Below are 15,756 nucleotides of genomic sequence, written 5' to 3'. Positions count from 1 at the left end.
GGCAACATAATACGGGACTAATATTTAATCAATATAACATTTCAAAATTATGAAAAATTTACAACTAAACAATTACAGCTCGGCTTTAGAAACTGTAAAAAATCTCAAGAAAAAATATGGCAATACTTGGAATGCCATACAACCAGAAAATGCTGCAAGAATGGCATTTCAAAACAAATTTAGAACAGGATTAGATATCGCTAAATACACTGCTGCCATTATGCGTAAGGATATGGCAGAGTACGATTCAAATCCCGAAAATTACACACAATCATTAGGGTGCTGGCATGGATTTGTAGCCCAGCAAAAGATGATTGCTGTTAAAAAGCATCACAAAACCACGAATAAGCGGTATCTCTACCTTTCTGGCTGGATGGTAGCAGCATTACGCTCGGAATTTGGACCATTGCCAGACCAATCAATGCACGAAAAAACAGCTGTTCCGGCTTTGATAGAGGAGATTTATGATTTCTTGCGTCAAGCAGATGCTATTGAATTAAACGACTTGTTTAGAAGACGTGCTGAAGGCGAAAATGTTCAATTTCAAATAGATAATTTTGAAACTCATATTGTTCCCATTATAGCTGATATCGATGCAGGATTTGGTAATGAAGAGGCCACGTATCTATTAGCTAAAAAGATGATACAAGCTGGAGCATGTGCTATTCAAATTGAGAACCAAGTATCAGATGCCAAGCAATGCGGACATCAGGATGGAAAAGTAACCGTTCCGCACGAAGACTTTATTGCTAAGCTAAATGCGGTGCGTTATGCCTTTTTAGAATTAGGTGTTGAGGATGGAATTATAGTCGCTAGAACAGATTCTGAAGGCGCTGGGCTCACACAAAAATTACCGGTTAGCCAAGAGCCTGGAGACTTAGCTTCTCAATATTTAGCCTTTGTTGATGCTGAAGAAATAACTATTAAAGAAGCCAAGGAAGATGATGTGCTATTGAAGCGTGACGGTAAATTAATGCGACCAAAACGATTACCTAATGGACTTTACAAATTTAAGGAAGGTTCCAACATAGATAGGGTAGTGCTGGATTGTATTACAAGTCTTCAGAATGGTGCCGATTTACTTTGGATAGAAACACCGACACCTAATGTTAAGCAAATTGCACACATGGTAAATCGTGTGAAAGAAGCCGTGCCAAATGCTAAATTGGTATACAATAATTCGCCTTCATTTAATTGGACGTTGAATTTCCGCAATCAGGTTTTTGAAGAAATGGTATTAAATGGTGAAGATGTATCGGCATATGACAAGGATAATCTTATGGATGTTAAATATGATACATCAGATTTAAGTGTGCGTGCAGATGAGAAAATTAAAACATTTCAATTAGATGGTGCTAAAGAAGCTGGTATCTTCCACCACCTTATTACTTTACCGACTTATCATACTACTGCTTTGCACATGAATGATTTATCTGAAGGCTATTTTGGTGAAGAGGGAATGCTGGCTTATGTAAGAGGTGTTCAACGTCAGGAAATAAGAAAAGGCGTGTCTTGTGTGAAGCACCAGAGAATGGCCGGTTCTGATTTAGGAGATGACCACAAAACTTTCTTTGCAGGCGAAAAAGCGCTCAAAGCAGGCGGTGCTAAAAATACCTCAAACCAGTTTGAATTAAAGTCAGGGCCTAAGAAAAAACAGAAATTAGCTGTAGTAGCATAAAGTAGAAAAAGAAGAATTTAGTATTCGTAATCTGTTATAATTGTTTATTAGTTTTGTTAGTAAAAACACACCCAAAAAGGGTGTGTTTTACTTTAAAATCTATAGTTAAAAACAAATCGACCATAAATATGCCTTACACGTTGATTGACTTTACCGAATGTAAAAATATGGTCAAAACTGGCAGAAAAGCGATTGCCAGAATAAAAAACACCATGACTCATTGATGTATGAAAATGGCTTAAATCATCAATGCGATAGGCATAGTCAGTGCTAAAAATATTTCCCTGTGCGGTGCCATCAAATAACGATGCAGTTGCCGAAAACGAGCTCCTTAAGTAGAGTTCCTTTACTTTTCGCGGTGCTACAAGTCCATTACCGAATACATTTGATTCGCCCAATGATGCAAACTTACCTAGCCTAACGCCTATGCCTGGTGTAGCGTCAATATATAAATTTCCAAATCTTGCCTGGCCGTCTGCATATAGTTCAAACCACTTGTTATTTGAATAAAGAACCTGAGCAGCTGAAAAGTTGAAATTGATAATGGCTTGATCAGGGATTTGAAACTCCCATCCATTAATTAGGTCATCGTCAGTAATGTTTTCATGGATCCAGTCTTGTATCTCGCGACTATAGGCCGAAGGCCCCATTATTCCGAGATATAATTCTGCTTTTGCAAAAGCGTTTTTAAATAAATAATTGACATTAAAAGTCCCAAACAAAAGTCCTGCAAAGGGTCTTTCAAAATTAAAACCCTCTTCAGAGAATTCTTGAACCGTAAAGGTTTCTTTCGTGGGAGTGTAGCCTTCGCTTCTAATTCCTGCACTGAAGAAATAAGCAGACTTATCCTGAAATAGGTTTTCTAATCCTAATAGTCTTTTCGCCTTAAAATTGAGTTTAAACCCAGCTCCATAGGTGTAATAGCGGTCAAAATTTTCCCAGATTATAAAGGCATCATTATCGGTAGATATTTCTAGTTGGAATTTAAAATCTTTATCCTCCTGTGCGAACCCATATGATTGGCAGAATAAAAAAAGAATGGTATAATAGACAAGATGATTTATTTTCAAAATAAATTGGTTTAGAGAAGTCCTATACGTTTTATGTTTCTTAATAAATCCTTTAATTGAATGGTGTTGTTTTTATTTAATTCAGATACAAGTTTAAGAAATAATAAACTAGTAATAAAGGCATCTCCTGAGGCTGTATGTCTATCGTGCAAAGGAATATTAAAGCGATTGGCCAATTCATCGAGACTAAAATGTGGTTTTGATAGGTCTAATTTGGTTTTCTGAAACAAAACACCTGTGTCTAAGACTTTATTTTTGAGTTTTGGAAGTCCCATTCTTTTTAATCCTGCATTTATCATTCCTACGTCAAATGCAGCGTGATGCGCTACTAAAACTGCATTTTCAATGTAACCTAAGAAGTTTTGTAAGGCTTCTGCCTCTGTAATTTTATTTAGTGACCCTTCCTTTAAAAGCCCATGAATTTTTACGGTGCTAGAATCGAATAGGTCTTGGGTTACATACGATTCAAGTTGATCTGATATTTTAATTCTTAAGTTCTGAATCCCAACACAACCAATGGATAAGATTCTATCGTTCTTAGTACTAAGACCTGTTGTTTCCGTATCAAAAACTACAAAACGAATAGCCCTTAAATCTTGATCTTGGGAATATTTAAAATGGGCAATATAATCTTCCCAGAATTTTGAATACACTTTTCGCTTAAACCACTGCATTACAATAATTGTGTAAGTTTGAATCTTGTTTGAAGCAATTCTTGGACTAATTTAACAGCTTTAAAACTGCGCTTTAATTTTAAGCGATCACCTTTTGAAAGCGACTTTAAGTCTATAAAACGACCAGAGTCATTTTTTGAAATGCCCTGTTCGGTTCTAAAACGTAGCAAGTCTTTATAAGACTCAATACAAAAAAGGTAAGTGTCCTTATTTTGAGGTTCAATCTCTACGAGCTTTTCAAAACGTTCAATAGTATTGTTGATGGATTTAATGTTATGAGACAAAATCAATAATCGTGCGGCATCAACTAGTGGCATCATAGCTCTTGCCTTAATGTCAAAATGGTCTTTGTGCTCTCCGCTTTCTTCGACTAAAAATTGCCTAAAAAAGCTTAAGGGTGGCGGATTTTGTAGTGCATTTCTGCCCAGGTAGGTGAGAAAAATATCATGTTTATTTATGCTTTTAAAAATTCCATCGGACAATTCTTCAACCAAGGCCTTGTGTCCATAAACATATTCGTAATCAAAGAATATGGTACAGAGCATTAAATTGTCTTGGTCTGGAGTAGCAATCCATCTGTGAAATTGTTGTTTCCATTGATTTATAGATAGGCACCATTTTGGATTATTGCCCATCATTTCAGCAGGGCAAAGTTCAAAGCCTACAATCGCTAATCCCTGATTTATTTTATTCGCTAAACGCAGAAAATAGGATTTAGTTTCTTCATAAAGAGTATCCGAAACTGGTTCAAAGACTAAGGCATTGTCTTGGTCAGTAAGAAGTAGCTGCTCCTGTCTGCCTTGGCTACCAATGGATAACCAAGCGAATTTACAAGGTGGCTTATGATTCATCTCGTCAATAGAGCTAACAATAATTTTTTGAGTGATAGCATCATTTATTGCAGATATAATCCTAGCTGTAAAATCTATTGGTATATCCTGGTCTAGATAGCCTTCAATTAATTTCTCGGCACGTTGACGTATAGACATTAATTGTTCAGTAGTCTTAGAGCGTTTTATTTCTTTTAATAGGCTAGAGGCATTATTTTCCCTTAAAACTATAATATCATGTTCTGATAATAAACCTGTTAATTCAGTTTCAGAAGTGCCATCCTTGGTTATACATAAGTGGGTTATCCTATTTTTAAGCATCGCAATTTGTGCTTCTGCGACGGTTAAGGATTCTGGGTAGGTAATCACAGGAGATGACATTATTTTTGTGACCTTATCTGAAATTGCATGCTCACCAGTTGCTATTTTTGTTCTTAAATCCTTATCCGTAATAATACCAATCGGCTTTTTATTTTCAACAATAACTATTGAGCCTACATGTTTGGCGGTCATTTTCGTGGCTGCGTCTTGTATAGTAGTAGTTTTGCTGCAGGTTACTGGATTTTTTGAGTAGTCTGCGGATTGAAGCTCTGAAAGGTCTTTGCTTAATTCTATAGTACTAATAGACTCCCTATCATTTATTTGTGAAGGTCTGGTATTGGAGATGAAACTAGACATTAAAAACTGACTGGCTTCTGTATTGCTAGTAATATAGTTGTCAAATACTTCTGAAGAAATGCTATAGACAATGCTTTCTTCAATGGCTCTTGCGTGCAGCTTATAGTCACCTTTTCGCAATAAGGCCCTTAAGCCAAAAATGTCACCTTCATCACATTCATCTACCAAGACCTCATTAGCTCTAAAGAGGCCAACAGCACCATCCTTAACTACGTAAAAGTGATTACCAATAGGCTTACCAATATCAAAAATGGACGTGTTTTTTTCTAAATAAATTACTTCAACAGTTTTTGCTACCTCAAAGAGTTGCTCACGTGTTAACACATTGAAAGGAGGGAAGTGCTTTAGGAAATCATAAATGCGTTCTGCAATTGTGTTCATTTTTTAAAAGTACAGTTTCTTTAAAAATGGAATTATGAGAAATGTCATGATCTTGGTCTAGGTGAGATTTAGTAACTTTAATAAAAATTTAAAATATGATACGAAACGCTTTTATTCTCGTACTGCTTTGTTTTTTTGGATGTAATCAGAACCAATCACCATCTAAAGATACAGAATCTACTTCGGTTATTAACACTGACTATTTAGATTATTCTGGAAAGGATGATCAATTTACAGGTGGAATTAAAATGATACCAATTGAAACTCCAAAAGGGGAATTTAATGTATGGACCAAGCGGGTAGGGAATAACCCAAAAATAAAGGTCTTGCTCTTACATGGAGGACCTGGATTTACGCATGAGATATATGAGTGTTTCGACGGTTATTTTCCGCAAGAAGGTATAGAATATTATTATTATGATCAGTTAGGTTCTTATTACAGTGACCAACCAAAGGATTTGTCCTTATGGAAATTAGATCGGTTTGTAGAAGAGGTAGAGCAGGTAAGGGTAGCCTTAGGGTTGAATAAGGATAATTTCTATTTGATGGGGCAGTCTTGGGGTGGAATTTTAGGAATGCAATACGCATTAAAATATCAAGATAATTTAAAGGGACTAATTATTTCTAACATGGTAGCATCTATAGAAGATTACAACACCTATTCTTCCGAAGTGCTTGCCCCAAAATTACCCAAAGAAGTACTTGAAACAATTATGGAGTACGAAGAAAAAGAGGATTATACAAATGAAGAATACCTTACTCTTGTTATGGAGCATTATTATCCCAAACATGTTTTGAGGATGCCATTAGAAGAATGGCCAGAACCGGTGAATAGGTCTGTGAAGCATATGAATCCAGATGTTTACATAACTATGCAAGGACCAAGTGAATTTGGTATTAAGGGTAACGCTAATCTGTTACAGTGGAATGTAAAAGACCGTTTGAAGGCAATAAAAGTGCCAACATTAACTATTGGTGCAACGCACGATACAATGGATCCAGAGCACATGAAATGGATTTCGACTGAGGTGCAAAATGGACGCTTTTTACTTTGTCCGGATGGCAGTCACTTATCTCAATTCGATGACCAAAAGGTTTACTTTGAAGGGGTAATTGATTTTATAAAAGATGTAGATGCTGGCGAAATCTAAACAGTGCTTTCTAGATATGAATAGCATGGTGTAGATTCACCTAAAAATTTATAATTAAAAAAATCCCTTTATTTAGAAGGGATTTCTCTATTATTATGATTTCTTCTTTTTCTTCTTCTTTTTCATGGCTTTTACAGCCGCCTTCTCATCAAATTTGCCATTGACAAATTCCTTGATTTTTTTCATGTCGTTTTCAGAAATGATATCTTCCAAATCTTTGAAATGCGTATCGTCTAAGTTTTTAATGGCGCTTTCACGTTCAATACTGTGTTCATACTGTGATGTAAAAATCACTTTTTTGGCATCATAGTAGGTGTAAAGACGCTGTTTAACTAATACTTTCTGAAATTCGTCACCTTCAAGCGTAAATAAAAAGTTGTTGACATATTCTTCTTTGCGCTCTTCCATTTTTTCATCTCTTCTTTCCAATTCTTGTTCTGTAGGGTCTCTATAGTTATTAGGAACGCCATTGGGATTTCTAATGACCTGACTAAAGGAACTCAGTCCTATAAAAAGCAGAAGTAAGGTTACTAGTGTTTTCATTCTTACTAAATTATTTAATTATACTTAAAATTAACTCTGAGGGTCTTCCCACCACAGCTTTGTTCTTATGGATTACAATAGGTCGCTCAATTAACTTAGGATGCTCAACCATTGCTGTAATCAATTCATCATCTGACATTGTCTTACTCTTGTAATTTTCTTTCCAGATGGCTTCCGATTTTCTGATAAGGGCTTTTGGGTTAATATCAAGTTTGGAAATTATTGTTTTGAGCTCATCTTCACTTAATTTATCATCTAGATATTTTCTAATTTCAAATTCCTTTCCTAAATTCTCTAAAACAGAAAGGCCTTCTCTAGATTTTCTACATCTTGGGTTATGGAGTATTGTTATCATAGTTCTGTCGTTTCAAATATTATGCCGTATCTTTTTGACCCATCATCATAAGATAAGATTTTAAAAAAGGCTCTATATCACCATCCATAACAGCATCAACATTACCGGTTTCATGGTTGGATCTAACATCTTTTACTAATTTATAAGGGTGCATCACATAATTTCTAATTTGACTTCCCCATTCAATTTTCATTTTTCCAGCTTCGATATCTTCACGTTGCGCCATTCGTTTTTGAAGTTCAATCTCATAGAGCTGTGATTTCAACATTTGTAAAGCTCTTGACCTGTTATCGTGTTGGGAGCGTGTTTCTGAACACTGAATTTGGATACCGCTTGGTTTATGCAATAGTTGAACCTTAGTCTCCACCTTATTTACATTCTGCCCTCCAGCACCACTTGAACGTGCGGTGGTTATTTCGATATCTGCTGGATTTATTTCTATTTCAATAGAATCATCTACCAAAGGATAGACATAAACCGAAGCGAAACTAGTATGCCGCTTGGCGTTACTATCAAAAGGTGAAATACGAACTAATCGATGCACGCCGTTTTCTCCTTTTAACCATCCAAAAGCATAATCACCTTCTATCTCTAAAGTTACCGTTTTTATACCAGCTACATCGCCTTCTTGGAAGTTGAGTTCTTTTACTTTAAAACCACTTTTTTCAGCATACATTAAATACATGCGCATTAACATACTCGCCCAATCGCAGCTTTCGGTGCCACCAGCTCCCGCAGTAATTTGTAAGACCGCACTTAAGCTGTCACCCTCCTCAGATAACATGTTCTTAAATTCTAGCTTTTCTATGGCATTAAGGGCCTTGTCAAAACGTGCCTCAAGATTTTCTATTGGAGCTTCACCTTCTTTAAAGAACTCATAAATGACTTCTAAATCTTCGTAAAAGGTTTTGGCAGCATCAAAATCATTGACCCAACTTTTCTTTTCTCTTAGAGATCGCATAACCTGTTCTGCCTTTTTGGAGTCGTTCCAAAAATTTGGATCAAATGTCTGCTCTTCCTCGTTAGAGATTTCTATAAGTTTGGCATCTAAGTCAAAGATATTGCCTTAGCTTCCCTAGGCGTGTATTAAGATTTTTTATTTGATCTGATGTTATCATTAAAATTGAATTTTTACAAAGATAATGTGATGCAATGAAGCAGATAAAATTTAGGCTACTTTTTTTTATTTTCCGTAGCTTTAGCATTCAAATTTAAAAAATGAAAAAACTAACACTCCTTTTAGGTCTAATCCTTATTTCTAATTATAATTTTTCTCAAGTACTAGACAAAAAAAACCTTAAGACTTACAATGGTTACTTCAATTTTCACTACGATGATTCTTCGGGTAAAATCTATTTGGAAGTAGAAGAGTTGAATGAGGATTTTCTATACATCAATTCTTTAGCAACCGGTGTGGGAAGTAACGATATAGGTTTAGATCGTGGCAAATTAGGACAGAAGCGTTTGGTTCACTTTATAAAGGCAGGTAATAAGTTGTTACTGATTCAACCAAATTTAAAATATCGGGCTAATACAACGAATGACCTAGAGCGAAAGAGTATTGAACAGGCCTTTGCAAAGTCGGTTCTGTTTGGATTTAAAATATTATCAATTGAGGGTGGGAAATATGTCATTGATTTCACACCTTTTTTAATGCAAGATACCCAAGGCGTTGCCAATACCTTAAAACAAAAAAAAGAAGGCAGTTATAGTGTTGATGCCTCTAAAAGTGCCCTTTCATTAGATCGTACCAAGGCATTTCCGGAAAATGTAGAGTTTGAAGTGTTACTCACATTTAAGGGGCAGCCAACAGGACGTAATCTTAGGTCAGTAACACCAACAGCATCCTTGGTTTCCGTAATCCAACATCATTCATTTATAAAATTACCAGATGATAATTACGAGCCGCGAAAATTCGACACAAGAAGTGGTGCTATTTCAATGTCATATATGGACTATGCTACACCAATTCAAGAACCTATTAAAAAACAATTTATAATTAGACATCGGTTAAAAAAGAAAAATCCAAATGTACCAAAAAGTGAGGCCGAAGATCCCATAATCTATTATTTAGACCCTGGTACACCAGAACCTGTTAAATCTGCTTTATTGGAGGGTGCAAGTTGGTGGAACCAAGCTTTTGAGTCTATTGGCTATGAAAATGCGTTTCAGGTTAAAATCTTACCTAAAGATGCGGACCCAATGGATTGCAGGTATAATGTGATTCAGTGGGTGCATCGTAGTACAAGAGGATGGAGTTATGGCGCAAGTGTTGTTGACCCAAGAACAGGTGAGATAATTAAAGGGCATGTAAGTCTTGGGAGTTTGAGGGTGCGACAAGATTTTTTAATTGCTCAGGCTTTAATGAACAAGCCTTACGCAGAACGAGATGACGCTTATCAACCCATGCTAGAAATGGCTTTAGCAAGGATTCGGCAGCTAAGTGCCCACGAAGTTGGGCATACGCTGGGATTCACACATAATTTCGCTGCTAGTTCTAATAATAGAGCTTCCGTTATGGATTATCCGCATCCTAAGTTAGACTTTAAGAATGGCCAATTGGATATTAGTGAAGCTTATGACGAAGGAATTGGTGCGTGGGACAAAGTTTCGGTGGCTTATAGTTACTCTGATTTTGAAGAAGGTGTGGAGGAAGAAGAAGCACTGCAGTCTATTTTAGATGATGCATTTTCTCAAGGATTGCGCTTTATTTCAGATTCAGATGCTCGTGCATCTGGTGGCGCACACATGTTTGCACATTTATGGGATAACGGAAAGTATCCGAACGAAGAGTTGGAAACGGTTTTAAAATTGAGAAAACAGGCCATTTCAAATTTTTCAGAAGATAATATTAAATCATCCGAAACGTATTCAACCCTGGAGGATGTTTTTGTGCCCTTATATTTCTTCCATAGATATCAAACTGAGGCTGCTACAAAAGTTATTGGCGGTTTAAATTATGCCTATAAAACAAAAGGAGATAACCAAATCGCTACCATGCCTGTTGCCCCTGATATTCAGCGGCAGACCTTATCATCTATTCTAAAAACCTTGTCGGCAGAAACAATAGCCATACCTAAAGATAAGCTAAACTTATTTCCTCCAAGGGCTTATGGCTTTAATCGCACAAGAGAATCGTTCAAGGGACTTACAGGTGTCGCTTTTGACCCTTTAAGTGCAGCATCAACGGCGAGTGATCTAACGCTGAACTTTTTACTTCATCCAGAGCGTGCAAATCGTATGGTCCTTCAGAAGAGTTTAGATTCTGAGCAAATTGGATTTCAAGAGATGCTTAACGAGATTATAGAAACATCATTTAAGGAAGAACAAAAGGATGCTTACTTAACCGAAGTACAAGCCCAAATAAATGCCAACATACTAAAGCATATTATGAATTTAGCGGTTAATGAAAAATCATATTTTCAGGTAAAGGCCATAGCTAATAAAACCTTGTCAGATATTGTAAAATCAATAGAATCTACAAATCTACCTGAAGCTTATACGATACAGTATAAATTGATGATCAAAGAGTTTTTTGAAAATCAAGAGAAGTTTAAAGTTATACCTTCACCAAAGATACCAGATGGTTCGCCAATTGGAAGTGATGTTTGTAACTATAATCCAAATTACTAATGACAATAGATTTAAGAAGCGACACTGTTACCAAGCCTACTAAAGGCATGTTAGATGCAATGCTTAATGCAGAAGTTGGTGATGATGTGTATAAAGAAGACCCGAGTATTAATGCCTTGGAGAAAAGATTGGCGGATATGTTTGGCATGGATGAGGCTTTATTTTTTCCCACCGGAAGTATGGCTAATCAAGCCGCTTTAAAACTGCATACCAATCCAGGAGAGCAAGTAATTTGTGACAAATACGCCCATATTTATAATTATGAAGGTGGTGGTGCATCATTTAATAGTGGTATTTCTTGTAAGTTGGTTGATGGGCATCGAGGTATGTTCACTGCAGAACAAGCTGAGGCGTCTGTAAACCCTCCAGATTTTTACCATAGTCCTTTAACTTCTTTAATTGCAGTGGAGAATACTACCAACAAAGGTGGCGGTGCTTGCTGGGATTTTGAGGAATTAAAAAAGTTAAGACAGATTGCAACTAAACATAATTTAGGCTATCACTTGGATGGTGCAAGACTATGGAATGCGCTCATATCTAAAGGTGAATCTCCAAAACAATATGGCGAATTATTTGACACTATTTCTGTATGTCTCAGTAAAGGGTTGGGTTGCCCAATGGGTTCTGTTTTGATAGGCAATAAAGAATTAATGCAAAAAGCTGTTAGAGTGCGTAAAATTTTAGGTGGTGGTATGCGTCAAGTTGGTTTTGCAGCTGCGGCTGGTCTGTATGCTTTGGATAATCATTTTGAAAGATTGGCTGATGACCATAAGAAAGCAACGGAAATAGGTCAATTATTATCTAAACATTCAGCTATTGAAAAAGTTGAACCCATCGAAACAAACATCATTATTTTTGAGCTAAAAAAGCATATTGATGAATCTCAATTTTTAGATAGTTTAACAGAGAAAGGGATTAAGATTATTGGAATGGGCAGCAATAAATTGCGTATGGTTACGCATTTAGATTATACAGATAAGTTGCATGACCGATTCCTAGAGATTATAGAAAATCTTTAAACGAAATGGTCATTCTAATAACAACTAGGAGCCTATATAATCCAGAAAACAAGTTCTTTGCCGCTTTCAGAAGAATCAAACCCTTTTGATTTCGGGGAATTGAAAGAATACTAAAGCCCGGGGATATTAGGCATACCTTCTTTGGCAACTGCACCTATCTCTGCCTCATGAACGTTAGTTGCTTTTTCTATAGCTTTATTAAGCGTTAATATTAGGTAATCCTCTAACATTTCTTTATCCGCTAATAACTCCTCACTAATATCAATTGATTTTATTGTTCTATTTGCTGTAATAGTCACTTTGAGTTTGCCATCATTACTAGCTTCATCCAATAAAACAGTATGTAAACGCTCTTTTGTTTGCTCAACTTTTTTTTGGGCTTCTTTCAATTTATTCATCATACCCATCATATCTCCAAACATAATCTTTCTTTTTAAAATTAATACGTTTCAAAATTAGTAAATTGCGCAACTTTTTTAGATTAATATTTTCATAAATCTCATGAATAAATCCTCCAACATAAATTCACCAATTGCCAAGAAAATCCCTCATCGCTTAGAAAAACATGATGATATTAGGATTGATAACTATTTTTGGATGAAGGATAGAAGCCATCCCGAAGTTATTGCTTACCTAAACGAGGAAAACACCTTTTACGAATCAAAGACCCAACACACTAAAGCCTTTCAGGATGATTTATTTGAGGAAATGAAATCCCGAATCAAAGAGGATGATTCTTCAGTACCTTATAAATACAATGGATATTGGTACATTACAAAATTTGAGAAGGGAAAAGATTATCCGATTTATACGAGGAAGAAGGATAGTCTAAATGCTCCGGAGGAACTACTATTTGACTGTAACGAAATGGCAGAGGACCTACCTTATTTTAAGTTAGTTGGAATAAGTATTAGTCCAGATAATAAGAAAGTATCATTTGGAACTGATACAACAGGAAGGCGGCAGTACACCTTACAAATAAAGTGTCTAGAAACAAATGAGATATATAAAGACCTCATAGAAAATACTACGGGGTCATCGGCTTGGGCCAATGATAGCCGCACCATATTCTACACTAAAAAGGACGAAGTAACACTTAGGGCGAATCAAGTTTTTAAACATGTCGTAGGTGAACAAAATAACACCTTAGTTTTTGAAGAAGGTGATGATACGTTTGGGGTAACGGTTTATAAGTCTAAATCTAAAAAATATATCATAATAGCCTGCTATAGTACGCTTACCAATGAATATCACATACTTAACGCAAACAACCCGACACAAAATTTTGAAGTGTTCCATCCAAGAGTAAGAGGTATAGAATACAGTATATCCCACTTCGAAAATCACTTCTACATTTTAACCAATAAGGATAAAGCCACTAATTTTAAGTTAATGCGAACAGGTGAGGTTAACAGGGATATGAAAAATTGGGAACCTGTTGTAGAACATAGGAAGGATGTTCTAATCGAGGCTATAGATATCTTTAAGGACTATTTAGTAATTAGCGAAAGAGAAAACGGATTAAACCAAATAAGAATTAAAAGTTGGGACAATTCTGAAGACTATTATTTACCATTTAACAGTGAAACCTATACGTGTTATACAACAATTAATGTAGAATTTAGAACCAAACTTTTAAGGTATAGTTATAATTCCCTTACAACTCCACCTTCGGTCATTGAGTATAATATGGAAACTAGAACAAAAAAAGTTTTAAAGGAGAAAGAAGTGCTCGGCGGTAAGTTTGATAAATCTAATTATATTTCTGAACGTATTTGGGCTGAAGCGCGAGATGGTGAAAAAATTCCAATGTCTGTTGTTTATAGAAAAGGAATGAAACGAGATGGGTCTAATCCATTACTTCAGTATGCTTATGGTAGCTATGGCTCCACTGTTGACCCTCATTTTTCAAGTATAAGATTGAGTTTGTTAGATAGAGGGTTTATTTATGTAATTACTCATGTAAGGGGTGGGGAGTACCTTGGAAGAAGTTGGTATGATAATGGTAAGCTGCTTAACAAAAAAAATACATTTACCGACTTTATTGATTGTTCTATTCACTTAATTAGGGAACGTTATACAAGCTCAAAGCATCTATATGCTATGGGAGGAAGTGCTGGAGGATTACTTATGGGTGCAGTTATTAATGAGGCGCCGGAATTATACCATGGTATTGTTGCAGCAGTACCTTTTGTAGATGTAATAACCACAATGTTAGATGATTCCATTCCGTTAACTACTGGAGAATATGACGAATGGGGCAATCCTAACGATAAGTTATACTATAACTACATGAAATCCTATTCGCCTTATGACAATTTAGAGGCTAAAGCATACCCGAATATGTTGGTTACAGCTGGTTTACATGATTCTCAGGTACAATATTGGGAACCTGCAAAATGGGTGGCAAAAATACGGGAGTATAAAACAGATAATAACCAATTATTTCTTAAAACAAACATGGACGCAGGTCATGGAGGAGCCTCTGGTAGATTTGAGAGTATAAGGGAAGATGCAGGGGAGTTTGCGTTCCTTTTAGCGCTCGAAGATATAACCCAATAAAAAAAAATTGTTACTTTTGCGAGGTTTTTGGTGTCAAATAATTAAATTGGATACCTATAAATAGCATTTATGGACAAAGCAAAGCACGTATTTGATAATGTATTGCAGCTTATAGGCAGTACACCCTTGATCAAATTAAATCGAATGGCAGCTGATATCAAAGGTGAGTTTTACGCTAAGGTAGAAGCATTTAATCCAGGCCACTCTTCGAAAGACCGAATTGCATTACACATTATAGAAGAAGCTGAAAGACAAGGTATTTTAACTCCAGGAGACACCATTATCGAGACTACATCAGGTAATACTGGTTTTAGTATAGCTATGGTGAGTATTATCAAAGGCTATGAGTGCATTTTAGCTGTAAGTTCTAAATCATCTGCAGACAAAATAGACATGCTTAAATCAATGGGAGCAAAAGTTTATGTTTGCCCAGCACATGTAAATGCTGATGATCCAAGATCATATTATCAAGTGGCCAAACGCTTACATGAAGAAATTAAAGGTTCCATTTATATCAATCAATATTTCAATCAATTAAATATTGATGCGCATTATAACAGTACAGGTCCAGAGATTTGGGAACAAACGGAAGGTAAGATTACCCATTTGGTGGCTTGTAGCGGAACAGGTGGAACTATATCTGGTATTGCAAAATATCTTAAAGAGCAAAATCCGGATGTTAAGGTTATAGGAGTAGATGCTTACGGTTCTGTCTTAAAAAAATACCACGAAACGAGAGAGTTTGATGATAAGGAAATTTACCCATATCGCATAGAAGGATTAGGTAAGAACCTTATTCCAACCGCAACAGATTTTGATTTAATAGATAAGTTTATCAAAGTCACTGACGAAGAAAGTGCCCATTGTGCAAGAGAGATTTCTAATACAGAAGGGCTTTTTGTTGGTTATACGAGTGGTGCGGCAATGCAAGCAGTAAAGCAACTGAGTGAAGAAGGAGAATTTAATAAAACCGATAAGGTCGTAGTTGTATTTCCAGACCATGGTTCACGTTATATGAGCAAGGTATACAGTGATAAGTGGATGGAAGACCAAGGCTTTTTTGACAGTAAAAACGAAGTACATACTCCAATAGAATATATAAAATAGTATTTAAAATAATACAGCTAAAGCCTGCTTCACCAAATGCGAAGCAGGCTTTTTTATAGCTAGAAAATATGGAAA

13 protein-coding genes are annotated in these 15,756 nt (G+C 36.0%); 6 read left to right on the top strand and 7 right to left on the bottom strand.

What is annotated here, in order from left to right; genetic code table 11:
- The first annotated feature begins 49 nt into the window (after positions 1-49).
- A complete protein-coding gene (locus tag J4050_RS12465; RefSeq protein ID WP_208154921.1) occupies positions 50-1,678 on the top strand; it encodes an isocitrate lyase in 1,629 nt (542 codons plus the stop codon).
- A gap of 92 nt (positions 1,679-1,770) precedes the next feature.
- Here J4050_RS12465 and J4050_RS12460 read toward each other — a convergent pair whose 3' ends face one another.
- The 3 genes from J4050_RS12460 to J4050_RS12450 are packed head-to-tail and all read right to left on the bottom strand — an operon-like array spanning position 1,771 to position 5,311.
- A complete protein-coding gene (locus tag J4050_RS12460; protein ID WP_208154920.1) occupies positions 1,771-2,748 on the bottom strand; it encodes a lipid A-modifier LpxR family protein in 978 nt (325 codons plus the stop codon).
- Positions 2,749-2,759: 11 nt separating this feature from the next.
- The gene (locus J4050_RS12455; protein ID WP_208154919.1) at positions 2,760-3,422 is read right to left on the bottom strand and encodes a 3'-5' exonuclease; all 663 of its coding nucleotides are present in this window, start codon (positions 3,420-3,422) and stop codon (positions 2,760-2,762) included.
- Positions 3,422-5,311 (bottom strand): DUF294 nucleotidyltransferase-like domain-containing protein, encoded by a 1,890-nt coding sequence (locus tag J4050_RS12450; RefSeq protein ID WP_208154918.1) that lies wholly within the window; start codon positions 5,309-5,311, stop codon positions 3,422-3,424. Before J4050_RS12450 ends, J4050_RS12455 begins: the two co-directional genes overlap by 1 nt.
- A 95-nt stretch (positions 5,312-5,406) precedes the next feature.
- Here J4050_RS12450 and J4050_RS12445 point away from each other — a divergent pair, with 95 nt between their 5' ends.
- Positions 5,407-6,462, top strand: coding sequence for a proline iminopeptidase-family hydrolase (locus J4050_RS12445; protein ID WP_208154917.1), 1,056 nt, complete (start codon positions 5,407-5,409; stop codon positions 6,460-6,462).
- 93 nt (positions 6,463-6,555) lie between these two features.
- Here J4050_RS12445 and J4050_RS12440 read toward each other — a convergent pair whose 3' ends face one another.
- The 3 genes from J4050_RS12440 to prfB form a co-directional block, all read right to left on the bottom strand.
- Entirely contained in the window at positions 6,556-7,005 is a 450-nt protein-coding gene (locus J4050_RS12440) for a hypothetical protein (RefSeq protein ID WP_208154916.1), read from the bottom strand.
- A 10-nt stretch (positions 7,006-7,015) separates the two neighbouring features.
- Positions 7,016-7,360, bottom strand: coding sequence for an arsenate reductase (glutaredoxin) (gene arsC / locus J4050_RS12435; RefSeq protein ID WP_208154915.1), 345 nt, complete (start codon positions 7,358-7,360; stop codon positions 7,016-7,018).
- Positions 7,361-7,379: 19 nt separating this feature from the next.
- Positions 7,380-8,478 (bottom strand): peptide chain release factor 2 gene (gene prfB, locus J4050_RS12430; protein ID WP_208154914.1). Its coding sequence is split into 2 segments (ribosomal slippage): positions 7,380-8,414 and positions 8,416-8,478, totalling 1,098 coding nucleotides; the frame shifts between segments, so codons are not numbered across the junction.
- A gap of 100 nt (positions 8,479-8,578) precedes the next feature.
- On the opposite strand from prfB, the gene J4050_RS12425 reads away from it, so the two are divergent.
- Complete coding sequence (locus J4050_RS12425) at positions 8,579-10,993, top strand: zinc-dependent metalloprotease (RefSeq protein WP_208154913.1); 2,415 nt, start codon at positions 8,579-8,581, stop codon at positions 10,991-10,993.
- Positions 10,993-12,012: a threonine aldolase family protein gene (locus tag J4050_RS12420; protein WP_208154912.1), complete on the top strand. Its 1,020-nt coding sequence runs from the start codon at positions 10,993-10,995 to the stop codon at positions 12,010-12,012. The genes J4050_RS12425 and J4050_RS12420 overlap by 1 nt, the downstream gene beginning before the upstream one ends.
- 110 nt (positions 12,013-12,122) lie before the next feature.
- On the opposite strand, the gene J4050_RS12415 is transcribed toward J4050_RS12420, so the two are convergent.
- A complete protein-coding gene (locus J4050_RS12415) occupies positions 12,123-12,434 on the bottom strand; it encodes a YbaB/EbfC family nucleoid-associated protein (protein ID WP_208154911.1) in 312 nt (103 codons plus the stop codon).
- A gap of 79 nt (positions 12,435-12,513) precedes the next feature.
- Between J4050_RS12415 and J4050_RS12410 the strand changes: the two genes are divergently transcribed.
- Positions 12,514-14,574 carry a S9 family peptidase gene (locus tag J4050_RS12410; protein ID WP_208154910.1) on the top strand — a complete coding sequence of 687 codons (2,061 nt, stop codon included), beginning with the start codon at positions 12,514-12,516 and terminating at the stop codon, positions 14,572-14,574.
- A gap of 69 nt (positions 14,575-14,643) precedes the next feature.
- Entirely contained in the window at positions 14,644-15,681 is a 1,038-nt protein-coding gene (gene capA, locus J4050_RS12405; protein ID WP_208154909.1) for a cysteate synthase, read from the top strand.
- Positions 15,682-15,756: the final 75 nt, after the last annotated feature.

Origin of the sequence: Winogradskyella pelagia (genome assembly GCF_017581965.1) — a bacterium.
Taxonomy (GTDB): domain Bacteria; phylum Bacteroidota; class Bacteroidia; order Flavobacteriales; family Flavobacteriaceae; genus Winogradskyella; species Winogradskyella pelagia.
Note: the sequence above shows the minus strand (reverse complement) of the source record. Positions and strands in the feature narration are given on the sequence as shown.